The sequence below is a fragment of the Sphaerospermopsis aphanizomenoides BCCUSP55 genome, assembly GCF_001586785.1.
GTDB lineage: Bacteria > Cyanobacteriota > Cyanobacteriia > Cyanobacteriales > Nostocaceae > Sphaerospermopsis_A > Sphaerospermopsis_A aphanizomenoides_A.
Genome location: NZ_LUFH02000012.1, coordinates 1 through 25127 on the forward strand (window position 1 = coordinate 1; position 25127 = coordinate 25127).

The following is a 25127-nucleotide window of genomic DNA, read 5'->3' on the forward strand; positions in this document are numbered from 1 at the left end:
ACCGCCAGCGTTCATCCTGAGCCAGGATCAAACTCTCCGTTTTGTTAAGTTTGTTTTTAGCTCTATATATTTTTTAGACTCACCCAATCCCTCTCTTTCATCAGGTTTGGTTCGTCTTCCATTACTTTGACGAGGAATGGTCGTCTCTATTCTTTCAAAGTATTATTTTTTCTCGGTTCAGTTGTGTCGGGCGCTTTGCCCTCACTCAAATTAATATAGCAACTCTTTCTGGTTTTCGTCAAGGGGTTTTTCAAACTTTTTTTTATCATGGACATTTTGCCGTGAATATTTACTGAAATCCTTGTACAGTAAAACTTTCTAGCTTGCTTGCCCAAGGAGAGCAAGAAACCAAGGCGTATTGTAAAATTTCGCCTAATCTATAAGACAAAAGGACTTAACTTCTTCTAAATCAAAAAATATTCCCCCGTTTTGATAGCGTAGCGTGACGTAAGTCATGGGACAAGAAGCAGGGAGCAGGGGGAAAAAATAATTTATTTTTTGGGAAATCATTTACGCACAAGAAACGAAACAACGAACCACGTTCTGGGTTCGCGTAGCTGTGCGTAGTACTCAGCAGTTCCCGAAGGGTAAGCGCAAAGAACACGAAGGAAAGGGGGTTTTAGAGAGTTCTTGCGTAAGTCCCAAATATACAAAGTATTCAAGGATGACTTTAAATCTAACTTAGGAGATAATTTTGTGAAAAATTTGTTCCCTACATCAACTTCATGGATTCTTTATCTATCAACTATCTGCTAGAAGACTTAAAAAACCCCGATGTTAACGTCCGCGAAGAAGCAACACGCAAAATTTGGCGGTTCTGGTTTCAGCAAAAGGGAGTATATGGACTAGAAAAAATTGATTACAGTCAAAAGCTAATAGATGCTGGAAAACTTACTGCTGCGGAAGCAGTATTAACCGTACTCATTCAAGCACAACCAGATTTTGCTGAAGCCTGGAACCGTAGAGCTTTTTTATATTACAGTATAGGCAATTATCAGAAATCTCTATCTGACTGTCAGATGGTTATCCAACTAAATCCAGTACATTTTGGCGCACTTCATGGCATGGGCTTGTGTTACGCTGCTTCGGGAAAATATGCTGAAGCCATCCAAGCTTTTCAACAAGCGTTAGTCATTCAACCCTATTCATTAGTAAATCAAAAATTGATACTCGAATGTACACTTAAGCTCAGTTAAACATAGAAAACAGAATTTATCCAAGTATGTGTCGCTATCTATGTAGTCTTTGTTGAAACATCTAAACTATAAATTTATATTATGGTAATTAATTTTAAAAAACATTAATATAAATTGTTTTTAGGTTGAATTTATATATAACACTACTAAGCTGAAGCATACATTTACAAGCTTTCCAAATAACTCAAAAGATCTGCCATTTCTTGAGGACTGGGCTGGAATTTTGGCATGGGAGGAGTTTCACCACTGATAACTTGGTGAATCAACTCATACCGAGATTTACGCTTGGAGACCGTTTGTAAGCTTGGACCTACTAGTCCATTTGCTTCTAAACCGTGACACCCAGCACAGTTGATTTGAAAGATAGCTTTTCCCTGTACTGGGTTTCCTAGCCGTGATACAACGCTCTTGATGTATGGATCAGAGGCTTGAATGATCTGAACGCCAAAAATGACCAAAGGTATTGCTATGAGTATCGCTAAAGCCGACAAAGCGATCCACTGAATCAAAGTTTCAGGTTTGGTAAGCTGGTTATCCAAAAGGTTTGCTTTTACAGTCTAGGTGTACAAAAAACTTTTCATTTCCTACACATAGCTTAAAATTTCTTGATTGTACCTGCAAGCACAGATGAAAATTTTTATATAGTATTTACATTCTAAAAACGGTGTAGAGCGTGGGATTGATGCTGAATTTGGTAAAATTAAAAACGGGAAACAAATGTTGAATAATTGTAAAGAGGAGAGTTACAGTGGTTGAACCCTTGCTGTCAGGTATAGTTCTTGGTCTTATTTTCGTGACTCTGAGCGGACTTTTTTACGCTGCCTATAGGCAATATAAGCGTCCCACTGAGTTGGGCGGCTAAAACTGGGCTAGGAGTGAGATGAGGAAGATGGGGGTAGGAGGAGGATAATTTTACTTTTTCCCTCTCTTGTTCCCCCTTCTTTCTTGGTAATCCCTGATTTCATGAATCTATCTTAAGTGTCGCAAGAGGACTCCCGCTACACTGCTAGGTTAGCGGGGGAGTGACATTTCGTTTGATGTCAAGGTGCTGTAGAAAGTCAATGCTGTGTTTCCATAAACTTTTTGATGGCATATTTCCCAACCAGGGATTTCTGGTGGTGTAAAATTTTGGGGACTATGTTCGACGGCTATTTCTCCATGAGCATCTAAAAGTTGATATTGAGCGATCGCTTCTAAAACTGGTTCATATAATCCACTGGCATAAGGCGGATCAAAGTATATTTTGTCAAATTTTTGACCTGATAACTTTTTCAAATGGTTTAGTAAATTTCCCTTTAATATTTGATAATTCTGCTCTTTTTTAGCTACCTGCTGCCAATTTTGCTGGATAACTGCACAAGCTCGACTGGATAGTTCAATTCCTACTACTAAGCTGGCTCCTCTACACAAAGCTTCTGCACCCATTGAACCACTACCGGCGCATAAATCTAACCAGCAACAACCATCTATTTTGCCCTGCCAAATATTAAAAACTGCCTCCCGTACTCGCGCACTGGTGGGTCTAGTTTCTTTTCCTGGTAAAGTTTTTAGCAGCCGATTCCCATAAATTCTCAGACTCATTATTTATTGATCATTAGTCATTGGTTTTGAGTTTTAAACAACTGACCAGCATATTGCAAATTTTTATTAAGCAGGAATTTTTTCGCGGACTTGAGCCACAAAATTAGATAAAACTTGCAAACCTATATTAGAGGATTTTTCTGGGTGGAATTGAACTGCCATGAGATTTTCATGAGCGATCGCAGCTGTGACAGTTTGACTACCATGAGTAACTGTGGCAGCTCGAATGTGTGGTTCAATTGGGTCAACATAGTAGGAATGGACAAAATAAACCCAAGGTTGGGAAGGTAAATGCTCCCACAAAATGCTTTTTGGCTGCGTGAGTTGCAGTTGATTCCAACCCATGTGAGGAATAGCAATACTTGGTTCTGGATGAAAACGACGAACTTTTCCCCTCACAATTCCTAGACCTGGTTGATTTCCTTCGGCGCTGGATTCAAAGAGAATTTGCAGTCCTAGACAAATACCCAAGAACGGTTTACCAGAAGCGATCGCATCTTTAATTGGTTGTTCTAAACCACGCGCTCGCAAATGTTGCACTGCTGGATCAAATGCTCCCACTCCAGGCAAAACTATTGCATCTGCTTGTTCTAATTCCTTGGCAGAATGAGTTACTTTAGGAGTTGCCCCAGCTTTTTCTAAGCCTTTACAGACTGAGTGCAAATTTCCCATGTCATAATCTACGACCGCAATCACTGGCATTTACCTGCTCCTTGTAATTTTATTAGGGAAGGTATTTATATTCTAATTCTAAATAATATTAGTTATGCATAAAAAAATACTATTAACTTCTTTTGACACTTGGCTGAGTGATCAAGAATCAAATTCTTCTGATGATTTGTTAATCGAACTAGCCAAAATGGCTGATATCTCTGATGATTTAATTTTTTGCCGACGACTACCTGTAGATGTTGCGCTTGCTAGTTCTCGCGTCATTGCCAAAATCAATGAAGTCAAACCTGATTATGTTATCTGTTGTGGTATGGCAGCAAGTCGCACAAAATTAAGTGTGGAAGTCAGTGCCAGTATCATGTCTGTACAGGCTACGGATATTGCATCTCAAGATCATACAGAAAATTTTTTGCAAACTAATGTTGATGTTGAACAATTAGTGGAGGGAACAGCAGCGGTAAATATCAGCTATGACTGTGGTGGATTTGTATGTGAAGGACTTTATTATTCAGTATTAGACTACCTCCGTCAAGCTAAACCACCTATTCCCTGCCTCTTTATTCATGTCCCAATTCTGAATCAAGAAAATTTGATAGGCATTGTTGCTGATTTTGTTTTCATGATTAAAAAACTGATAATTACTTAATGAAGGTAGGAAGCAGAAGACACTCAGTCCAGATTTTTTGATGTAGAATGCCTTCAACTGCGAATAATAAAGCGGTTTATCATTGTTAATGTTTAATTTTAAATTGTCTATGTCGTTACTCTTACTCGGTTTGACACTAGCTCAAGTAACTCTAATCACACAATCACCTGAAGAAGTAGTACAACCACAAGAAGTCAGGGCTTTACCAGGACAGTTAGATACTGTGCCGGTCTTTAATAGCAATAGCCCAGAGTTGGTATTAAAAGAAGGAATTTTACTTTCTACTTTTCCCCCGAATGGTAAAAAAGTACCATCGGCACATTTAGATTTTCCGTTTCAGGGACGGTTTGATGTTTTTTCCCATCATGTTGCCAAAGCTGATCCACCAGAAAATTTACGTTCCCTGTATTTAGGTATCATTTTGCATAACCCTGGTACTCAACCAGTAAAAGTGAATATATTGCAGGGAGCAAGTTATTTAAGTCAACCGGATGCACCATTTATTCCCTTACCTTCTGTTCTGCCCAATAATTCAGGCGTAGTGTTTGCAGGCCCTGGTAGTCGAGTGATGTCTGATGTATTGAGGGGAAGACGACAAAATATTTTCCCTCCGCAAATTGTCATTCCGCCTGGGAAAAGTCAGATGTTATTAAATCTACCAATTCCCGTCAAAGGATTGAATCCACCATTGAATGGACGCTCTTCTTTTATGCGTTTACAAAGCAGTGGTACTGTCTATGCTGCTAGTCTGGCTATGTTTGCACCCACAAATAATGATGGTAGTGAACGTGCGCCAACTTTAGCAGAATGGCAAAATTTACTTGATAATGGAGAATTATCCACACCCAGAGATAAAGTCCCTACTCCTTTGGAGGATACTAGTAAACCCAGAATTTATGGACGAGTCGCAGGTGTAGCGCGTGGTTCAGTGTGGCGATCGCTGTTGGTAGATAATCCTCAAACCAAATATTTAACTATTCCCCAACCAGGTCAAGCTTTGTCATATCCTCTGAGTTCACTACATGGAGGTACTTTAGGAACTGGTCAAATTCAAAGCGCAAATATGTTAGTGCGTTATCCTGATACAGCTTATCGCGCTCATGGCAATTATGGAATTCAATATAGTCTCAAATTGCCTTTATACAACAAGACGCAAAACCAACAAACAGTGAGTGTGTCGCTGCAAACACCAATCAAAGAAGATAAATTAAGCAAATCAGGATTACGGTTTTTCACCACACCAGCGCGTCAGGTTTTCTTTCGGGGAACAGTGCGGGTTAGGTATCAAGATAATCAAGGTAAACCAAAAACGGAATTTGTGCATTTAGTCCAAACTAGAGGAGAACCAGGTCAACCTTTAGCGTTATTAAATATGAAACCAGGCGATCGCTCTTTAGTAGAAGTAGACTTTCTCTATCCTCCTGATGCTTCACCACCACAAGTTTTAACCGTTTCAACTCAAGGTGAAAATAGGTAACATTTTGACACTCACCGACCTGAAGGTGCGGTGATTCTTGGTTCAACGAGTCCACTTAGACTAGATCCCTTGCGGTGTCTAACAAGGGAGGTGGTTCTCTCCCCAAGCGTTAACTTTCCTCCAGCGGGCGAGGTAGTTGCATCAGAGCAAATTTTGTTTGAGTTTAAATTCTGTGTCGTGTTTCGACTTCGCTCAACACAAGTCTAGTTCCCATGAAGATTTTACCTATTCCTGGGAAGGAACTAGAACTATGGAATAGAACCCCATATCTTCAATTGTCAAGGTACAGATTGCTGTTAGGCAGTTAGGTTTTTATACAGGTTGATTACCGTTCCTGTTAGGATGATTATATCACAAGTTACTGAAGCGTAAACGCTTCAACTAGCTTTCATCCCTTGCCTAAAGGACGGTTAAGTTTTTACGCCACGCTCCAAAACTTAACCGTTCGGCTGACGCTCACGGCGAAGCCTCAAGGGTTTTCAGCCTATTTTCTTATAAGTGTTTAACCACAGAGAATATCAGGAGGAGATTGTCAATGATTGCAAGTTCTAGTTATAGCTATATTTCCCCTGAAGAATATCTCCACGAAGAAGAAACCAGTCCTGTTAAGCATGAATACAGACAGGGACTGGTTTATGCAATGGCAGGTGCAAGCAATACTCATGTAATTATTGCCGGCAATATGTTTGCTATGCTGAGAAATCATCTGCGTGGAAGTGGATGTCAAGCTTATATATCAGATACCAAGGTACAAATTGAATCGCTCAATACCTATTACTACCCCGATGTAATAGTCAGTTGCGACGAAAGAGATAAAACCTTTAGCAATTTTCTGTGTTATCCGTGTTTAATTGTAGAAGTCTTATCTTCCACCACAGAAGGATTTGATAGAGGTGATAAATTTGCTGATTACCGCAATATAGAGTCACTACAAGAATATGTGTTGGTCAGCCAAAACCGGATGAATATAGAAATTTTTCGCCGTAACCCAGAGGGACAATGGGTGCTTTATCCTTATAAGCAAGGGAATAATATACATCTAGCGAGTGTAGATTTTAATTGTGCTGTTATAGATGTGTATGAAGATGTAATTTTTGAATCATCACAAACAATATCATCTGCTGAATAAATCCCCTCTTTTCGCTTTCATCCCAGGCTTAAAAGACATTAACACCTCAAAATTTTGAGGATTTTTAGGTATCAATTCCGGGTTTTTTAGCCTATTTTCTTATAAAGTAATTTAAGGAAACCAAAAACAAGTTTATACGGTAAGTGAATAGGTATCTGATTACAGGAATAGTTGCAACTGTTGTTTGGCAAGCTTTATCTGAGCAGGCTTGGACGCAGACTCCCCGTTGCATTTCCAGAAGCCTGCCTGAAGTTAACAGATCCTTCAATAGTTCGCAACAGAGCAATGTCATCGTTATTGGCAAAGTTCCAGAACGTCCTTATGTAGTTGTGATTCCCAGCAACTCAGACCAATTATTAAAGTTTGTCCGACGCTATGTAACTGATGCATTTCTAGCACAGCACAAACTTGGGGCTTATGTTCATGCTGGAGGATTTACAAATCGAGGTGAGGCGGAATGCTTGTCTTCTTTCTTAAGATCCTACGGTTTGGATGCACGAGTTGTTTATTTTCACTAGGAGGTAATTAACACTTAATAATAAATCGTGACCACTGTTCTATCTTCCTATTTCCCGGCCTGATACAGATAACACAACTACTTTATATGAAAAATAAATGGGCTTTTAACTTAATTTTTATGATGGTTGGATTGGTTGGTACTCTTCATGCTTCTGCGGCTGATCCATTAAGGGTAAATATTAATCGGTGGCTAGAGGTGCGCCGTCCCGTTGGACAAGTTTTTTATTCTCGTGGTCAAACGGTTAAAGCAGCCAGTAACGGCATGAGACTACAAGCAGTAGGGGATACAATTACTACAAAAGCGGGTTCTAGCGTGGTGCTAGGAATTGATATTGCTACTGGCTTAATTAAGGTTGCAGAAAATACAACTGTCACTATCCAAAAGTTGGAAACAGGAAATAAAGGTCAACGAATTACAGAACTTCAAGTTAAGTCTGGGCAAGTTAGTCTGCAAATTCGTCCGTTAACTCATGATACATCTCGTGTGGAGATTAAAACTCCGGCTGGTGTCGCTGGAGTCCGAGGAACTGAGTTTGGTGTGAGTGTACAGGACGATGGAAAAATGGGAGTTGGCACTAAAAAGGGTGCTGTCGCTACTTCTGCTCAAGGACAAACACAGTTAGTAAAAGCTGGGTTCCAAAATTTAACTATTCCTGGAGAACCGCCTTCTGTACCTGTTCCGTTACGGGAAGATACGAGTTTAAATGTGAGTCAACTTTTAGCTAATGGCGGACAAGTGAGGATTGTGGGTAATCTTGATCCAGTGAATCTGCTAATAATTAATCAGCAACGTCAGATTATTGATGGGAGTGGCACATTTGATATTACTGTTCCTTTACCTCCTAATCGCAGAGTTGAAGCTGTGGTGACAACACCTTTAGGTAAGCAGCAATTGTATCAATTAGCAGTTCCTTAGTGATTTGGATGTCAGGATAATCGCTCAAGGTTGGCATTCATGACATATCTACAGAAAGCTAAAATGGAATTAATATAAAGTCGCTGATCACAGGAATAAAACTATGAATCCAGTATCTAATGGACAAGTTCCTATTTTTCGTAATGAACGTGGATTAACCATCAAAGGGACACGCATCACTATTTATGATGTCATGGATTTTCTGAAAGCTAATTATCCACCGAAGTTAATCAAAGATAAATTCAATCTTACAGATGATCAAATCAATGAAGCTTTGTCCTATATTGAGAACAATAAAACTCAGGTAGAAGTTGAGTATCAAGAAGTTCTGCAAACTAGAAAAGAAATTCATCAATATTGGGAAGAACGCAACCGTGAACACTTTTCTAAACTAGCAACCAAGCCACGCAAGACGGAAAAAGAAGCTCTTTGGGCAAAACTTGAGCAGCAAAAAGCGCAACGGGCTGCAATAAAATTATGATATTTCTAGTTGACTACAATCTTGATGGATATGCCCTTCTTCTCCTGGGTATCTTAGCAAAATGAGGTTGGCTGGAGCTACTATCTATTCGCTTTGTCACCTTTAGAGAAGCGGAATTATCTATGGATACTAGCGATAGAATTGTTTAGCATTATGCTCAAGCAAACCAAATGATGATACTGACAGCAAATCGCAACATGAAAGGTGAGGACTCGCTTGAACAAGTAATGCGTGAAGAAAACACACCAACCTCTTTTCCTGTAATTACAATTGGCAACCTTGCTCGTATAGACGAGTATGATTATCGAGAACAATGTGCTGATCGTTTAGTTGAAATTTTATTAGATATTGATAACTATTTTGGTGCAGGTCGGCTTTTCATTCCCTAAAGCTATCCTACAAAAGTCTACAGTTTTACTAATTTGCTATATATCCATTTATCTATATCTCAAGACAGTAGGCAAAAATTATCCATAACAGAACTAAATAGTAATAGTGTCAAAACTGCGAAAACCTATGGCTACAGTTTTAGAAGCTAATTATATTGAGTCTTTGTTAGGGAAAGAAGCCGAAGACCTGCTGACCTATAAAGCTAAAGTTTCCCAAGATTTATTACATCTACCAGGGGCAGATTTTATAGATCGAGTTTGGATAAATAGCGATCGCTCTTCTCAAGTCTTGCGAAATCTCAAACACATCTACTCTACTGGCAGATTAGCCAATACAGGTTATCTTTCTATTCTGCCTATAGACCAAGGTGTTGAACATTCCGCAGGGGCTTCATTTGCACCTAATCCTATTTACTTCGACCCAGAAAATATCCTCAATTTGGCAATAGAAGGTGGCTGTAACGCTGTTGCTACTACTTTAGGTGTATTGGGCAGTATTTCCCGCAAATATGCCCATAAAATACCTTTGATTGTCAAACTCAACCATAATGAATTATTAACCTATCCCAATCAATTTGACCAAATAATGTTTGCTGATGTTGAGCAAGCTTGGAATTTGGGAGCAGCAGCAGTAGGAGCAACTATTTACTTTGGTTCAGAACAATCTACCAGACAAATTCAAGAAGTAAGTCAAGCTTTCAAATACGCTCATAAATTAGGTTTGGTAACAATTTTATGGTGTTATTTAAGGAATAATACTTTCAAACAAGAACAAGATTATCATCTTGCTGCCGATTTAACGGGACAAGCAAACCATTTAGGTGTGACAATTGAAGCCGATATCATCAAACAAAAGTTACCTGAATGTAACAATGGTTATGGTGCAATTGCTAAAGCCACAGGTAAAAGTTACGGTAAAACCAATGAGCGAGTTTACACAGAATTAACAACAGAACACCCGATTGATTTAACTCGTTATCAAGTCCTCAATTGTTACTGTGGAAGAGTAGGACTCATCAATTCTGGTGGTGCATCTGGTAAAAATGATTTTGCCGAAGCTGTGCGGACTGCAATAATTAATAAACGCGCTGGAGGTACAGGTTTAATTTCGGGAAGAAAGACTTTCCAGCGTCCATTTGCAGAAGGAGTGAAATTATTTCACGCTATTCAAGATGTTTATTTATCTCCTCTTGTCACCATAGCCTAATACCATTTTGGATTTTGGATTTTGGATTTTGGATTCAGAATCCTTATTCTATGGTTTGGTTTTGTAGATCAATTTGTCGCAATCATTTTTCAAGTTAGTATGTTGCCGCAGTGAAGATGATTTAGTGATCGCTCATAATGGATACCATAGCTCATGCCTACAGGTTTATAAATTTGCTACTATTAAATATTGAAACTGCTGAAGGGTAATGTTTACTCGTGAAATCAACTTTATATCTCAAGGCCAAAGTTCTGCCAGGAAACAAAATTGAAATTCCCAACTTTGTAGTAGGACAAACAGTAGAAGTAGTAATTTTAGTTTCTGAAAATACTCCTGATTCTGGAAAAAATCAATCTCTTTCTTTAGAGCAACGTTTGGCTTTTTTAAAGTTACCAATGGCTGAACGCAGACGCATTCTAGAAAGTCAGGCTGAAACAATGATTTCTCATTATGAAGAAGATTCTGAATGGAAGGAGTTAATGTCAGGTGACATCTTGGACTACTAACCGTGACATACCTAAGCGGGGAGAAATTTGGTTGGTTAATTTTGATAACACTAAGTAAAAACTTATAGTATAATACATATATTAGTATAATATAGCTTTTTAGCAACCTCACAATATGCAGGATAGAGATTTAGGACCATTAGGTGAAACTGAATTTAGAAAATTGTGTAATCAAGTTGGAATAACAATTCATAAATCTGAAATGGATAGAACAGGATGGGATTTCTTTGTAGAGTTTCCGTGGAAGCAGGATAATCTTTCTCCTCAAGATATGCTTCCAGCACCATTAGAGTGCAAAATTCAAGTGAAATCAACGGATAAGCAAAGGAAGAGAGAATCAATCACTCTATCTAATTTACATAGACTTATTAAGGCAAAAATGCCAGCCTTTTATTGTTTTATTGAATTTGATGGAAAATCTGAACCGCAAGCTATCTATTTAGTTCATGTTGACAGAAAAATAATCGAAAAAACTTTAAAGAAAATTAGAGAGATAGAAAATGAAGAGAATGGAGATCAGCTAAATAAGCACACGCTTGATATAAGTTATGGAGATGCTGATCGATTAGCGGATATAACTGGAAAAAGTTTGAAAAGTGAAATTGAGAAACGTATTCCAGAGGGTATGGAAAAGTATATTGAGAATAAAAATAAGCTATTAAACACTTTAGGATTTGAAGATGGTAGATATAATTTCAATTTTACTCTAGCTAGTGATGATCCTATTAGAGATATTTTAGATTTGTCTTTAGGAATTCGCAAAGAAATTGATCTAGATAACTCAACTATTCATGATAAAAGATTTGGAATTTTGGCCAAAACTCCTTACATAGAGCGAGATGGAGGAATTTTATCCCTTCAGGTCAAACCATTAGAAGCAGAATTAAAATTCAAAGAGTATAAATTCTCTTCGGGGATATCTTTTCCTGCAAAATTATATATCTCTCCCTTTAATGAATTCATTCCAAAAGAACGTATAAAACTTAGAGTAGAATCTAGGTTTTTTGAATTTATTATTGAATCAAATCAAAACATAAATTTTTCGATTCGCTCTTACGCTGAAGGTAGTTCCCTGAAGGAATTAAAAAACTTTCTTCAGGTTATGACTATACTTGAAAAATCATCCAGTCCCATTATAGTAGAAATGAAGTCTGAGATTTCAAGTTCATACCCTATTTTGAGTTTTAGTTTAGAAGATTTGCCTCAGTCGTTATTTGATCCAAGCATTTTTCATGACCCAGCATATAACTGGAGTAGAGTTCATGAGCTTGCAGAAATGGCTATAGAAATATGCATAAAAATGGATATTCCAGAGAATGAAGTGCTGATCAATATTGAAGAATTGATAAGAAGTTTTAGGACATCTGGTAATATCCAATTACTCTATCAAGCACTATCTGGAAATGTTGAATCAGTAAATCTTCTCTTTTCAGTTGAACCACCAGGGTATCAACAGGGTGCTAAGGCGGCAATTATTTTTTTTGTAACTTTCTATCTTGGAAATTATATTATTGGTTGTTGTTTAGCACTTATTGGCTCTCTATCTATACTGGGTGAACAACCTAGTTTGACTGGTGAGAAGTTTCTTCGGGGAAGGCAGTTCATAAGCACTGATGAAACTATTCTCACCCAAGAATTAGTTGATATGGGTTTGAATGAATTAGTAGAAGAGTTACAAAATGAAGAATTAGCATTTATTCATATAAAGAAGTAGAAAAATTAATGCCCAGAAAAATTCGGGAGCTAAAAGCCGAGATAGCACGTAAAGGGTTTGTGTATCTACCAAAGCGTGGGAAAGGCAGTCATGAAAGATGGAAACATCCTTTACTGAGGAAAACATTAACAATTCCAGGTAAAGATGGAGATGATGTTCCACTTTATCTAGAAAAGCAATTAGCAAAGTTATTAACTGAACTGGAAGAATTAGGAGAGGAGCAAAATTAATGAGTCAATACAGTATGATTATTCAATGGTCAGACGAAGACCAACTTTTCCTAGTTACAATCCCCGAATTTAGCCATCTTGTAATCATGCCTTGCACCCACGGAAAAACTCGTGAAGAAGCAATTCAAAATGGAGAAGAAGTAATTGAAATGTACTTAGAAGCTTGGGAAGTAGAGGGTGAATCTATCCCTGAACCTAACACACTGCAAATTGCATCTTAACCAAGTTTCCGCTGCCAGTATAGTTTTATAGCTGATAGCTGACGACTGATAGCTGATAGCTACAAAAAAAGAGGTCATCACTGACCCCTAACAAATCTACCAAAATAATCTCTGATGTATAGAAATTACAGCAAACCAGTGTTTGTACCTTGCTTACCAGTTGCCAATTCCACCTTAACAATTTTGCCACCCATTTTCTGAATCCGTTGTTGTTCGCGGAACCAGTTTTCATAAGGAACTAACTTAGTAAAGTAAGTATTTTGTAATTCGCGTTGGGTGCGAGTACGAGTTAGGCTAGGAACACAAGCAGTTACTTTAAACAACCGGGACATATTCTGAAAATCTCCTGATATTGTTTGGAAAACTTTTTTATCTCAAATATCTTGAGTGAAAATCTTTAATTATTTTTTCCAAGTCTGGGAATCAACCATCAATACTAGACTGATAACACTTACAATTAGTCAGCAAGAGAACTTTCTAGCACTAACAATTGATTTCCAGACCTTAATAAAGCCGCACCTAAAGTATTAAGTGCAAACCTAACTCTTAGCTCAAGCCAGAGGAGATATAGTCGAAGTAAACGCCCATTTCTTTACCAGCGTCAGGACCAACCAAGCTTGCAGTTACTTCTTTCATTGCTTGGATAGCTTGAACGGTAGCGCCTACGGGTACACCCAAGGAGTTGTAGGTTTCTTTCAAACCGTTTAATACACGCTCGTCGAGGATGGAAGGATCGCCAGCCAACATAGCATAGGTGGAATAACGCAAGTAGTAATCCAAGTCACGGATACAAGCTGCGTAGCGGCGGGTGGTGTACATATTACCACCGGGACGGGTGATGTCAGAGTACAACAAGGATTTAGCTACAGCTTCTTTAACGATAGCAGCAGCGTTAGCACTGATGGTTGTAGCTGCACGAACGCGCAGTTCACCAGTAGCGAAGTAGCCTTTGAGCTTTTCTAGAGCAGCGGTGTCAAGGTATTTACCTTGAACGTCAGAAGAATTAATTACAGAGGTAATTGCGTCTTGCATTGTTGTTATTTCCTTATTTCCAACTTGATTGCAACAGTTTCAGTTTCAGCAGTTATTTAGCTGTAACTTAGCCCATTGCACCAACAACGTAGTCGAAGTAAGCACCAGCTTCAGCAGCGTCTTCAGCAGACAACAGGGTAGAAGCAACGCTCTTCATAGCAGCAACGCCACCAGCAACAGCGTCAATGGGGGTACCCAAAGACTTGTACATTTCACGTACACCAACGATACCGATTTCTTCGATGGGGGTTACATCGCCAGAAACGATTCCGTAGGTTACAAGACGCAAGTAGTAGTCGAGGTCACGAAGACAGGTAGCGGTCATTTCTTGTCCGTAAGCGTTACCACCAGGGGAAACAACATCAGGACGTTTTTGGAATAATTGGTCGCCAGCTTGCTTAACGATGCGCTCACGGTTGTCAGTCAATACTTGAGCGATGCGGAGGCGTGCAGCGCCACCAGAAACAAAGCTCTTAATGCGATCTAATTCACCGGGGCTGAGGTAGCGAGCTTCTGCATCAGCATTCACGATGGACTTCGTGACGATACTCATTAATGGATTCCTCCAAAACTAATGAAACCAGAACTTGGTTGATGGTAGCACTGTGTTAAACACAGTATGAGTCAGCTTGGGTAATTACACACGCAATCTGGAAAACTCAACTACCTTCCGCAAATTATTCTCCGGCATTATGTTGAGCATTTATGACTGCTCTTAATATTTTGTAACAATCATTTTCAGATTTGCTCATTCTGAGGGAACAGGGAACAGGGAACAGGGAACAGAAGGAAAAAAGCAAAAGTGAAAATTGTCCCCCTGCTTCCCCAACTTCCCCTGCCTCCCCTGCTTTCTTAACTGTCACCTGTCACCTGTCACCTGTCACCTGTCACCTATCTATTACTGGTACGACCAGTTAGGACAGAAGGAGACAAGCTAGACCAAGATTGTTTAACCAGGTCAGCTTCTGCTTGCACACTACCCAAGTAGTTACCAGCAGGTAAAGAGGGATAGCGGTTGTAAGGTACAACATCTTCACCGAAGTAGCGAGCATACTCTGGACTGTTGACCATCGCTTCTACAGCCGCCCTTAAACCACTATCAGCCAATATTTTGTTATATTGACGAATTTCGCCTTGGGTTGCGGGTGCGCGTCCCAATATGTGACGGAATAGGAATTCAATCACTTTGGTGTTGGGATAGGGAGTGTAGAACCGTTTGCGATAGATTTCAGAACTAGCTAGTTCGAGAACAAATTCACGCACGGTAATTTCCCCGTTACGCAGTTTGCTATCTAGGTCAGAACGGCGGAAATATCCAGGAACTTGACCGCTAAATACGTCCATGATTTGACAGTAGATAGCATTAATTACCTGATTAGTTTCGGGAGCATTTGTACCAGTGGTGGCGCGGTAAATGCGGGCTGGTTTGCGGCGACTTGTACCGACACCTACTTCTACAGACTGTCCACGACCATCGTTGAAAGAACGCCCCAATTCAATGAACAAGGGTTTAGACTTGTCCATTTGTTTGGATTGAGCCGCTAAATCTGCGATCGCGTTAGCTAACATTGGTGTATTTTCAGTCTTAATCCGAGGCTTGACTGTCTCAAAGCTAGGTACAACCACATCATTGTTTTGCTTAGTTAGCTGGTTGTACAACTTCTCGGTGTTGGGGAAGTTAGCCGCAGGTAGAGTTGGGAAGCGACGATAAGGAACAGTATCTTCACCAAAAGCTTGTGCGTACTCAGCACTATTTACCATTGCGCCAATAAACGCTTTGATACCTTGAGTAGCTAAAATTTGGTTATACTTGCGAATTTCCGCTTGGTCAATGGGTGCGCGTCCCAAGAAATGCTTAGTACCCAACTCAATGACTTTGGTGTTGGGATAAGGTGCATAGAACTCCTTCAGGTACAGGCTAGAATAACCTAAACCTTCAATAAACTCCTTAACGGAGATTTCTCCATTACTCAGCTTACTTTCTAAATCAGTAAACTCATTCTGTGCGATGTAAGGAGCAATATCACGCTCGAAAATTTGACGGTAAGCTGCACCAATTAAGGTTTGTACTGCTACCTTATCAACTGTATTTGCAACCAGTTTGAAGACCTTAGTTTGTTCACGCTGTTTGCTAACACCTTGGTTAATACGGAAGTCAATATCTGGCTGGGTCCGCATTTCGGTGACTGCACCCAGTTCCACAAAGCGTGGAGTTACTTCCTTCTCAACATTTGCTACATCCTCACGAATTGTACCTATACGCAGTTGACGCAGAGATACACCCGCAGGGGTTAAATAGCGTTCGTAAGGAACAGTATCTTCATTGAAAGCTTCGCTGTATTCCACGCTGTCAATAATCGCATCCACAACAGCGTAGAAACCTTTTTTAGCCGCAATGTCAAAATACTTGTTGTTCTCTTGACGACCGTAGGTAGGACGACCTAATAAACGGCGATGGATATATTCGATGGACTTACACACATAAAGAGAAGTCCAATACATCTTCCGGAATAAATCCGACTTCGCCAACATCCGTACAAACTCACGGACAGTAATTTCGCCGTTTTCCAGCTTAATTTCTGCAACTTTCAGCCGTTGACCTTCGTAAACATCACGACCAAAAACTTGTAAGTATGCAGCTTTAATTACCGCTTGGGTAGAGCTTTCAGAGAATTTAACGCTTGCACCCTTAGCGGCTTTTTTACCAATAGTTCCTGGTAATTGGTCGAGCTTAAATACTTTAGCACCGAGAGTACCAGGAGCAACGCTGCGTGCTTTGGGGTTGCTCAGTTGGTTGTTAATACCCGGTCCTTGGTGAATTAAAATCCGGCGGGTATCTTTACCAAAAGGTGCTGGACTGCTGCTGGGGTTGCGGGTTTCTTTGGGGAAAATCGCGCCAAATTGAATTTCTAAGGGGTCATTACCAGAACCATAAGGATGTTGATCAGGTAATGGCTGTTCGTAAGCCGCAAAGGTAGTAATAAATTGAGGAACTTTACGGAAAGGCGCACTGTATTTGAACAGGTCTTGTTGTTGTCCCCAGTTACGACACTCTTGTGCTTCTTGACCTAGACCCCGGATGTAGGGAACGGTTTCTTCACCAAAGTAATCGCTGTATTCGTTGGAATCTACTAAAGCATCAACTAAGGCTGGTAAACCACCATTGGAAATAATGGAGAAGTATTTCTGCACTTCTTCCCGGCTGCTTGGTCCCCGTCCTAAAATGTGACGGAAAGCTAACTCAATTACCCGGCTGTTTATAAATGGTTGGTAAAACTGTTTTTGGTAAAGAGGAGATTTGGCTAAACGGCGGATAAACTCCTTCATGGAGATTGAGCCGTTTTTCACCTTAGATTCTAAGTCAGAGATGGACAAGCTGTAAGCACGAGTAATATCGCGCTCAAATACTTGACGATAAGCGGCTTTGACTACTTCTGTTTTTTCAGCAGCAGACAGTCCTGGCTTCATGACGAACTTAGGACGACGTTCAGCCGCGTTAAAGTAAATTTGAGGAAGTTGTAATCCTTGTTGGTCGCCAGAAGGACGTTGACGAACTTTTGTAGATGGTGTAGGTGCTTGGAACTCAGTTAACAACACATCCATGTACTGAGTCACGATGTCTGTAGCGACAGCATCTTTGCGGAAATAAGATAAAGAAGCCGCTTTGATTTCTTGTAAAGCGACTAAGGTAGCTTCACCAGAACAAGCATTTTCAATTATTTCTCGTAATCCGCGTGTATTTACAGAAATGATATTAGGATCACCTGCCACGATCGCATAGGTAGCATAGCGTAAGAACCAGGACAAGTCCCGTAAACTCTTAGCCATATTACCAGGACCATAACGCGCCACGTTGATGGGTCTAAAACCTGGAGGTGTGGGACCACCTGCGGAAGTATTGAAGATGGAACGAAGGTTTTCTAGGAAACCACCACGACTTTCAACGTAGGTGACTGTCCCTAATTTCATTCCTTCTTGGACATCCATCCCACCAGCGCCAACAGCGGCTAGTTCCCGTTCTCTGGGCTTTTCTAGGAAAGACATTGGTGAACCACCAACGAAAATCCGGTTAGCAGCGCGAGAAACGATAATTTCGGAATTTTCTGTGAGAATTTGAGCTATTTCTAGACGTTTTGCGCCAGATGCGAAATAGGTTGCTAGTTCGCCCAGTTCACCAGTTCCCAAAAAGCGGTCTTGTTGTTCTGCTTGGGAAATAGTTGCTACAGGTAGGGTTTGATATAGCTGCGGACGAGCAACTGAGCTTCCACCACTTGCTTTAACACTCATTGGATTTGTAAAACTCCTAATAATAAGCGTTTATTGTTTAAATCTGAGTTGTTTGAGGCTTGACATACTTGACATATCTGTGTACTTATGCGTCAGCAATATTGCCTACAAAGTTGCCAGTAAACAACTCAGTCAGTTTTTAGATTAGAACGTTTTGCGGTTACGCTGCTAATTTATTAAGAAGTATGTCAAATCTGAAATTTAAATATGTCTAGAGAAATAGGTATATATATTAATTCCAATGTTGCTAATTATTTTGCGTACTAACTCGTTAAACTGAATGGGGGTATAAGGTCAGGACTGACGCACAAAATTTATCATCAGGGCTGGGTGTAGGGTGTAGGGTGTAGGAGTTTTTTCCGTTGATTATCCTATCCTCTGAAAACTTTATTTTTTCTTTCTTGTGCGTGAGTCCTAAAGGTGTAAGGTAAGAAAACTTAAAATATAGACTCCGTCTCCCATCAAGGATGCAAAAACCGCTGTCTCCTGTCTAGCCTCCATTACCATATAGATAATATATTTTTCACCACTACTAGAAAATGATAGAAGTTGAACATTTAAGTAAAATTTACGGTTCTACCTCAGCTATTACCGATGTCACTTTTAGTGTTGAACCAGGAGAGATATTAGGGTTATTGGGACCAAATGGCGCAGGTAAAACTACAACCATGCGAATTTTAGCCGGTTATTTACCAGCAACAACAGGTACAGCCAAAATAGCAGGGTATGATGTCCATGAAAATTCCCTTGCAGTACGCCAGAAAATTGGCTATTTACCGGAAACACCGCCGTTATATTCGGAAATGACCATTGAGGGATTTCTGCATTTTGTCGCCCGAATTAAAGGGGTATCAGCAGGCGATCGCCCCCAAAAAGTTGCAGCAGCCATGCAACGCTGTAATTTACAAGAAAAGCGTAAAGTCATTATTCGCCAACTTTCCAAAGGCTATAAACAAAGAGTCGGTATCGCCCAAGCTATAGTTCACGATCCTCCAGCTATTATCCTGGATGAACCCACCGTAGGACTAGACCCCCGGCAAATTATTGACGTGCGAAACTTAATCAAAAGTTTAGCCGGAACCCACACAATCATCCTTTCTACCCACATTCTCCCAGAAGTAAGCATGACTTGTAATCGCGTCGCCATTATCAATCGCGGTAAAGTCGTAGCTACTAACACCCCAGACAATTTAATGACACAGTTAACCGGAGGGGCTGGTTATGATTTAGAAATTACAGGAGAAGTAGCATTAGCCAAACAGGTATTGCAAAATGTAGCTGGAGTGATTCTGGTAGAATCAATGCCGACCAATGATCACAACCGCGCTCATTTGCGGGTAATATCACAACCAGAAACAGAACCTGGTAAAGATATTGCTGCGGCTTTAATTCGGGGAGGATTTGGATTATATGAAATGCGGCGAGTCAACGCTACCCTAGAAGATGTGTTTTTGCAATTAACCACCGAAGAAAAGAATTTATTACCAGCAGCAGACGCAGCAACCACAGAAGGAGAAGCCGCATAGATGGGTATTGTACTAGCTAACATTCTTGCTATTTATCGTCGAGAACTACAGAGTTATTTTGTTTCACCCTTGGCTTATGGTATTGCTGGCGTATTTTGGTTTATTTCTGGATTATTTCTGGTGATGATATTACTCGGACCAGGTGGAATTTTACCTACAGTTGCAGCTTATGACGTACAGGGGCAACAATTGGGAGTACCAGTACCACCAATAGATGTACCTTACGAATTTGTGCGGGCATTTTTAGACCGAATAGGCTGGTTATTATTGTTTATACTGCCAATACTATCAATGGGACTTTACGCTGAAGAACGTAAACGGGGAACATTGGAATTATTAGCCACATCACCAGTAACAAACTGGGCTGTCGCTGTTGGTAAATTATTAGGGGTACTCACTTTTTTTACCACATTAATTTTACCGTTGTTGGGATTTGAAGCGATCGCCATTAGCGGTGCAAATCCTCCCATGTCACCGATAATTCCTCTCGTCGGTCATTTAGGATTAATCTTACTAGCAGCCGCAATTTTATCCATAGGAATGTTTATTTCCTCATTAACAGACAGCACAATTTTATCAGCCATCCTCACCTTTGCCGTCATTATCTTACTGTTATTAATTGACTCTATTTCCAAAGCCATTCCTAACCCCATAGGTGCAGCTATAGGTCATTTATCGCTGCTCAAACATTACAGCACTCTCACACAAGGCATCTTTGACACCAGCGCCTTAATCTTATTTGCCAGTTACATTATTTTAGGTATCTTTCTCACAGCCCAATCCATCGACGCACTACGTTTTCAAAGACAATAGTTAGTTGTTAGTTGTCAGTTGTCAGTTGTCAGTTGTCAGTTCCAAAAGGTAAAAGTAGGAGTTTTGTAATTTTTAATTATTCCTATTCCCTATTCCCTATTCCCTATTCCCTATTCCCTATATAACTATGATTAAAAAAACAATTTGGAAACTTGTATTTTTACTAGGACCTTTCTTCATTACAACTGGTTTAACAGTTGGTTTGATATCAGCAAACTGGGGATTGATACCTTTAATATTTCTAATTTCTGGAATTCTCATTTGTGGGTTTTGGGTTGTATTACAAAGCCAGAGGACTAAATGGTGGAAACAGCGTTCAACCCAAGCAGGTACAAACGCCATTATTGCAACTTTGGCAGTATTGGTAATTTTAGGATTGATTAATTTTTTAGGTAATCGTTATCATCTACGGACAGATTTAACAGAAACTCAATTATTTACTCTCGCACCACAATCTAAGGAGTTACTGCGGAATTTACCACAACCTGTAAAAGTCTGGTTATTTACAAGAGATCAAAATTATCAAGATCAAGAATTATTAGAAAATTATCGTCGCCAAAGTCCAAACTTTAAATTTGAATATATTGATCCTCAAGCTAAACCAGGACTCGCTGAAAAATTTGGTGTTAAAGAGTTTGGTGAAGGCGGAGTTTATCTAGAATTTGATAATAAACGCCAATTAGTACAAACAATCAGCGAAAATGAACGTCTATCAGAAGTTAGATTAACTAGTAGACTTCAACAAATTACCAGCAACACCAGCACTAAAATTTACTTTCTTCAAGGTCACGGTGAACTGGAAATTAAAAATGCTCAAAATTCTATTTCCCAAGCTGTTCAAGGATTAACAGATAAAAATTTCACCGCACTACCTCTCAATTTAACAGAACAAACCAATATTCCTGAAGATGCGACTGTTGTCGTTGTTGCTGGACCAAAACGAGAATTATTTGAGGGTGAAGTTACAGCTTTACAAGCTTATCTGAATCGTGGTGGTAATCTCATGTTAATGATTGACCCCAATACTGATCCTAAGATTGATAACTTGCTCAAAGATTGGGGCGTAAAATTAGATAATCGTTTAGCTGTAGATATTTCTGGACAAAGTTTAGGACTAGGACCTGCTGCACCTTCAGTTACAGAATATGGACAGCATCCCATCACTAAAGATTTTGGTAATGGTATTTCTTTTTATCCCCTATCTCGTCCTATATTAATTGAACCAGTTCCTGATGTCGAATCTACTCCTCTACTCAGAACCAAATCATATCCTAACAGTTGGGCTGAAAGTGACCAACAAAGCGAAAAATTAGAGTTTAATGAAGGTCAAGATTTAAAAGGTCCTCTCACTTTAGGCGTAGCATTAAAAAGAAAGTTGCTATCCCCAACATCACCAATTCCCACTCCTTCACCAGTTCCTACAACATCACCAATTCCCACTCCTTCACCAGTTCCTACAACATCACCAATTCCCACTCCTTCACCAATTTCTAACCCTTCCCCAATTCCAACACCTTCACCAAATCCGACAACATCACCAAATCCGACAACATCACCAATTCCAACACCTTCACCAGTTCCTACAACATCACCAGTTCCGACAACATCACCAAATCCCACATCTTCACCAATTCCCACACCTTCCCCAACTAACGAAAATTCTCAATCTACAGCAAAAGAATCACGGTTAGTAGTATTAGGAAACTCAGACTTTGCCAGAAATGGAGTATTTGAACAACAATTAAATGGAGATGTATTTCTTAATTCCGTATCTTGGTTGAGTCAACAGGATCAACAACCACTTTCGATACGTCCTAAAGAACCAACAAATCGCCGTATCATAATGTCTACTGCAAAAGCAAATTTATTAAGTATATCTTCCTTGTTGCTTTTACCTTTTATTAGTTTGATTGCAGGCGCTATTATTTGGTGGAGAAGAAGATAGATAATTCGTAATTCGTAATAGTGCCTCCGGCACGCTACGCGAACGTAATTCGTAATTAAGAATTAGAAATTACTTCTTTCGCTTTGTCTATTTTCCCTAAACAGTCTTACCTGTCACCTGTTCCCTATCTACAAATGAAACGCACAACTTTAATTTTGATACTTTTAGCCTTGGGTTTGGGTGCTTTTGTTTACTTTCATGAAATTAAAGGTTCTACTCAAAGAGAGGCAGTGAAACAAAGTCAGCAAAAAATTTTTGCTTTTACTGCTGATGATGTCCAATCTTTGACTGTCAGAACCAAGGACATAACATTAAACCTAGAACGTAGTCCTAAACCTGAACCACCAAAATGGTTAATTAAATCGCCAATTTCTGAACCAGCTAATGATGCAATTGTTTCTTATTTGATGGATTTATTAGTACAGGGTAAAAGTGAGAGAAATCTATCAATTCCCGCTAATCAATTGAGTGAATTTGGTGTAGATAATCCCCAAGCAACTATTGATATTCAACTGAAAAATCAGCAAAGTCATAAATTAATTTTAGGTAAGCCTAATTTTAATGATAGTTTCTTGTATGCTCAAGTTGACCCTACACAAAATAACAATGATAATATTAATGTATTGTTGGTATCCAAAGATTTTGCTAATGCTGTAAATCTGCAATTATCGGAGTGGAAAGAAGTGGGTAAAAATAGTGAATCTCAGCCGTTACCAGGTCTTCCTGAAGCCATTCCCACCACAATTCCAACCGCAACACCAACAACAACGCCAATAACACCAACAACACCAACCGCAACACCAACAAATAGTAAAAAAATGATCAATAAATAATATTATTAATGCTGTTTCCAAATCCAAAATCTAAAATCTAAAATTCCATGACAAAACCGACAGCAACTTTATTAATTTCTTGTCCAGACCAACGTGGTCTAGTAGCGAAAATTGCCAATTTTATTTATTCTAATGGTGGTAATATTATCCATGCCGACCAACACACAGATTTTGAAGCTGGTTTATTTCTCACTCGCATAGAATGGCTATTAGAGGGTTTTAATTTACCTAGAGATATTATTGGTACTGCTTTTAATGCTATTGCTCAACCTTTGGGTGCTAAATGGGAATTACATTTTTCTGATACTGTTCCCCGTCTAGCCATTTGGGTAAGTCGTCAAGACCATTGTTTGTTTGATTTGATTTGGCGACAAAGGGCTAAAGAATTTAATGCAGAAATTCCTCTAATTATTAGTAATCACCCTCATTTACAGGGAATAGCAGAACAATTTGGCATTCAATATCACCATATTCCTATTACTAAAGATAATAAGCAAGAACAGGAAATTAAACAATTACAATTATTGCAGGACTACAAAATTGATTTAGTGGTGTTGGCTAAATATATGCAAATTGTCAGTGCCGATTTTATTAAAGAATTCCCTCAGATTATCAATATTCATCACTCATTTTTACCAGCTTTTATTGGTGCTAATCCTTATCATCGAGCTTTTGAAAGAGGTGTCAAAATTATTGGTGCAACGGCGCATTATGCAACGGCTGATTTAGATGCTGGTCCAATTATTGAACAGGATGTAGTGAGAGTTAGTCACCGAGACGATGTTGATGATTTGGTAAGAAAGGGTAAAGATTTGGAACGAATTGTTTTAGCCAGGGCGGTCAGGTTTCATTTACAAAATCGCGTATTAGTGTATAAAAATAGGACAGTAGTATTTGAGTAAAACTTGAACTGATTCAGCAACTAGGGTTAGGGGTCAAAGTCGAAACGATTTGGCTAACACTTCTGCAAATCGCCTGAACGGAAGCCACCCTACTTCTCATGTTCACTCAGAGATTGTTTATTTCTGTATTTGGAAGCCTCTTACCGCTTTTCACCTTGCCTTTTCCCCGATTTCTGCCAGAAATATTTGAATAATCATTATCTAGGATGAGGAATTTGTTTTGTGATGTCGGTATACTTAAAGGTAAGTACATGACTACAACTCAGAGTTTCTACAGAAAATATGTCTAAGCAATTAGAATCCTCAAGTGACTTTGCACAATTGCTGACAGAAAAGGAAAAAGAAGAAAAACTTATGCAAGATGTTCTCCTCTTGTTGGTGAATATGATTTACAGAGAGGAGGTGACAGTTAAGTTGATCATAAATTGTCTTTATGACGTTGGTTCAACAAATTTGATTAATCAAAAGTTTCGTTATGGAAACCTGAATACAACTCTGAAACTGATATCTAAACTATCTAAGCCTGTGTTTAGAATGATTGCTTGGCAATGGTTTAAGACTAATAGCCCTAAATTGATTGCTGATTGGTTACGAAGCAGTGTTGAGTTTAAAAGATTAGAAAACTCCAAAGTTGAAATACTATTAGAAAATCAAGATAACAATCTAAATTCTATTTCTCCGGCTCAATATCAGATTTATGAAGTAAAAAAATTACGTTCTCAAGTAAAATTGTTGACTGGTATTTTAGTGAGTGTAGTTACTTTGTTAAGCGGTAGTTTTCTTTGGGCTGGTTATTTACTGGAGCGATCGCATTTACAAGTTGTAGAAGAATTGCAAACTCAGGTGAAAACTCTAGAGGCTAGTATTAATAAACGTTAGCTGACTTTTCACCTTTGATTGCTTTG

The 25127-nt window shown here is 39.2% G+C and carries 26 protein-coding genes and 1 pseudogene; 20 read left to right on the forward strand and 7 right to left on the reverse strand.

The genetic code is table 11. The features are described 5' to 3' along the window. Positions 1-725: 725 nt before the first annotated feature. A complete protein-coding gene (locus A0J48_RS04630) occupies positions 726-1196 on the forward strand; it encodes a tetratricopeptide repeat protein (RefSeq protein ID WP_200320781.1) in 471 nt (156 codons plus the stop codon). 164 nt (positions 1197-1360) lie between these two features. On the opposite strand, the gene A0J48_RS04635 is transcribed toward A0J48_RS04630, so the two are convergent. Continuing rightward, positions 1361-1735, reverse strand: coding sequence for a c-type cytochrome (locus tag A0J48_RS04635; RefSeq protein WP_200320783.1), 375 nt, complete (start codon positions 1733-1735; stop codon positions 1361-1363). 209 nt (positions 1736-1944) lie between these two features. Between A0J48_RS04635 and petG the strand changes: the two genes are divergently transcribed. Further along, on the forward strand, positions 1945-2058 hold the full coding sequence (petG, locus tag A0J48_RS04640; RefSeq protein WP_200320785.1) for a cytochrome b6-f complex subunit V: 114 nt from the start codon (positions 1945-1947) through the stop codon (positions 2056-2058). A gap of 149 nt (positions 2059-2207) precedes the next feature. Here the strand turns inward: petG and rsmD are convergent, their stop codons facing one another. Both rsmD and hisH read right to left on the reverse strand, forming a co-directional pair. After that, entirely contained in the window at positions 2208-2777 is a 570-nt protein-coding gene (rsmD, locus tag A0J48_RS04645; RefSeq protein WP_200320787.1) for a 16S rRNA (guanine(966)-N(2))-methyltransferase RsmD, read from the reverse strand. 66 nt (positions 2778-2843) lie between these two features. After that, complete coding sequence (gene hisH / locus A0J48_RS04650; protein WP_200320789.1) at positions 2844-3479, reverse strand: imidazole glycerol phosphate synthase subunit HisH; 636 nt, start codon at positions 3477-3479, stop codon at positions 2844-2846. Positions 3480-3543: 64 nt separating this feature from the next. Here hisH and A0J48_RS04655 point away from each other — a divergent pair, with 64 nt between their 5' ends. The 12 genes and pseudogenes from A0J48_RS04655 (at position 3544) to A0J48_RS04710 (ending at position 12884) form a co-directional block, all read left to right on the forward strand. Then, positions 3544-4095 carry a pyroglutamyl-peptidase I family protein gene (locus A0J48_RS04655; RefSeq protein ID WP_200320791.1) on the forward strand — a complete coding sequence of 184 codons (552 nt, stop codon included), beginning with the start codon at positions 3544-3546 and terminating at the stop codon, positions 4093-4095. A 109-nt stretch (positions 4096-4204) separates the two neighbouring features. Continuing rightward, a complete protein-coding gene (locus A0J48_RS04660) occupies positions 4205-5572 on the forward strand; it encodes a DUF3370 domain-containing protein (protein WP_200320793.1) in 1368 nt (455 codons plus the stop codon). Positions 5573-6107: 535 nt separating this feature from the next. Continuing rightward, positions 6108-6701, forward strand: coding sequence for a Uma2 family endonuclease (locus A0J48_RS04665; protein WP_200320795.1), 594 nt, complete (start codon positions 6108-6110; stop codon positions 6699-6701). A gap of 143 nt (positions 6702-6844) precedes the next feature. Beyond that, positions 6845-7219, forward strand: coding sequence for a hypothetical protein (locus A0J48_RS04670; RefSeq protein WP_200320797.1), 375 nt, complete (start codon positions 6845-6847; stop codon positions 7217-7219). Between the two features lie 86 nt (positions 7220-7305). After that, positions 7306-8136 (forward strand): FecR family protein, encoded by an 831-nt coding sequence (locus A0J48_RS04675; protein WP_200320799.1) that lies wholly within the window; start codon positions 7306-7308, stop codon positions 8134-8136. Positions 8137-8239: 103 nt separating this feature from the next. Next, positions 8240-8617, forward strand: coding sequence for a DUF433 domain-containing protein (locus tag A0J48_RS04680; RefSeq protein WP_200320801.1), 378 nt, complete (start codon positions 8240-8242; stop codon positions 8615-8617). Next, positions 8614-9006, forward strand: a pseudogene (locus A0J48_RS04685) (ACP S-malonyltransferase). The gene A0J48_RS04680 and the pseudogene A0J48_RS04685 overlap by 4 nt, the downstream one beginning before the upstream one ends. Positions 9007-9133: 127 nt before the next feature. Then, positions 9134-10213, forward strand: a complete 1080-nt coding sequence (locus A0J48_RS04690; protein WP_200320803.1) for a class I fructose-bisphosphate aldolase — start codon at positions 9134-9136, stop codon at positions 10211-10213. Positions 10214-10431: 218 nt separating this feature from the next. After that, positions 10432-10719 carry a hypothetical protein gene (locus tag A0J48_RS04695; protein ID WP_200320805.1) on the forward strand — a complete coding sequence of 96 codons (288 nt, stop codon included), beginning with the start codon at positions 10432-10434 and terminating at the stop codon, positions 10717-10719. A 115-nt stretch (positions 10720-10834) separates the two neighbouring features. After that, positions 10835-12433: a hypothetical protein gene (locus A0J48_RS04700; RefSeq protein WP_200320806.1), complete on the forward strand. Its 1599-nt coding sequence runs from the start codon at positions 10835-10837 to the stop codon at positions 12431-12433. Positions 12434-12441: 8 nt separating this feature from the next. Further along, a complete protein-coding gene (locus tag A0J48_RS04705; protein WP_096567347.1) occupies positions 12442-12663 on the forward strand; it encodes a type II toxin-antitoxin system HicA family toxin in 222 nt (73 codons plus the stop codon). Next, complete coding sequence (locus A0J48_RS04710; RefSeq protein WP_200320808.1) at positions 12663-12884, forward strand: type II toxin-antitoxin system HicB family antitoxin; 222 nt, start codon at positions 12663-12665, stop codon at positions 12882-12884. Before A0J48_RS04705 ends, A0J48_RS04710 begins: the two co-directional genes overlap by 1 nt. Before the next feature lie 125 nt (positions 12885-13009). Here A0J48_RS04710 and A0J48_RS04715 read toward each other — a convergent pair whose 3' ends face one another. The 4 genes from A0J48_RS04715 to A0J48_RS04730 all read right to left on the reverse strand — a co-directional run bounded on the left by A0J48_RS04715 (position 13010) and on the right by A0J48_RS04730 (position 18203). Beyond that, positions 13010-13216: a phycobilisome linker polypeptide gene (locus tag A0J48_RS04715; protein ID WP_200320810.1), complete on the reverse strand. Its 207-nt coding sequence runs from the start codon at positions 13214-13216 to the stop codon at positions 13010-13012. A gap of 214 nt (positions 13217-13430) precedes the next feature. Beyond that, positions 13431-13916, reverse strand: a complete 486-nt coding sequence (gene apcB / locus A0J48_RS04720; RefSeq protein WP_015213876.1) for an allophycocyanin subunit beta — start codon at positions 13914-13916, stop codon at positions 13431-13433. Positions 13917-13983: 67 nt separating this feature from the next. Next, positions 13984-14469 (reverse strand): globin family protein, encoded by a 486-nt coding sequence (gene apcA, locus A0J48_RS04725; RefSeq protein ID WP_200320812.1) that lies wholly within the window; start codon positions 14467-14469, stop codon positions 13984-13986. Positions 14470-14807: 338 nt separating this feature from the next. Continuing rightward, positions 14808-18203, reverse strand: coding sequence for a phycobilisome rod-core linker polypeptide (locus A0J48_RS04730; protein WP_200320814.1), 3396 nt, complete (start codon positions 18201-18203; stop codon positions 14808-14810). Between the two features lie 539 nt (positions 18204-18742). On the opposite strand from A0J48_RS04730, the gene A0J48_RS04735 reads away from it, so the two are divergent. The 6 genes from A0J48_RS04735 to A0J48_RS04760 all read left to right on the forward strand — a co-directional run bounded on the left by A0J48_RS04735 (position 18743) and on the right by A0J48_RS04760 (position 25101). Further along, positions 18743-19729 (forward strand): ABC transporter ATP-binding protein, encoded by a 987-nt coding sequence (locus A0J48_RS04735; protein ID WP_200320816.1) that lies wholly within the window; start codon positions 18743-18745, stop codon positions 19727-19729. Continuing rightward, positions 19730-20542 (forward strand): ABC transporter permease, encoded by an 813-nt coding sequence (locus A0J48_RS04740; protein ID WP_200320818.1) that lies wholly within the window; start codon positions 19730-19732, stop codon positions 20540-20542. 127 nt (positions 20543-20669) lie between these two features. Next, the gene (locus A0J48_RS04745) at positions 20670-22487 is read left to right on the forward strand and encodes a Gldg family protein (RefSeq protein WP_200320820.1); all 1818 of its coding nucleotides are present in this window, start codon (positions 20670-20672) and stop codon (positions 22485-22487) included. 134 nt (positions 22488-22621) lie between these two features. Further along, positions 22622-23320, forward strand: a complete 699-nt coding sequence (locus A0J48_RS04750; RefSeq protein ID WP_200320822.1) for a DUF4340 domain-containing protein — start codon at positions 22622-22624, stop codon at positions 23318-23320. Positions 23321-23367: 47 nt separating this feature from the next. Next, the gene (gene purU, locus A0J48_RS04755; protein ID WP_200320823.1) at positions 23368-24222 is read left to right on the forward strand and encodes a formyltetrahydrofolate deformylase; all 855 of its coding nucleotides are present in this window, start codon (positions 23368-23370) and stop codon (positions 24220-24222) included. A 282-nt stretch (positions 24223-24504) separates the two neighbouring features. Beyond that, a complete protein-coding gene (locus tag A0J48_RS04760) occupies positions 24505-25101 on the forward strand; it encodes a hypothetical protein (protein ID WP_200320825.1) in 597 nt (198 codons plus the stop codon). Positions 25102-25127 lie beyond the last annotated feature (26 nt).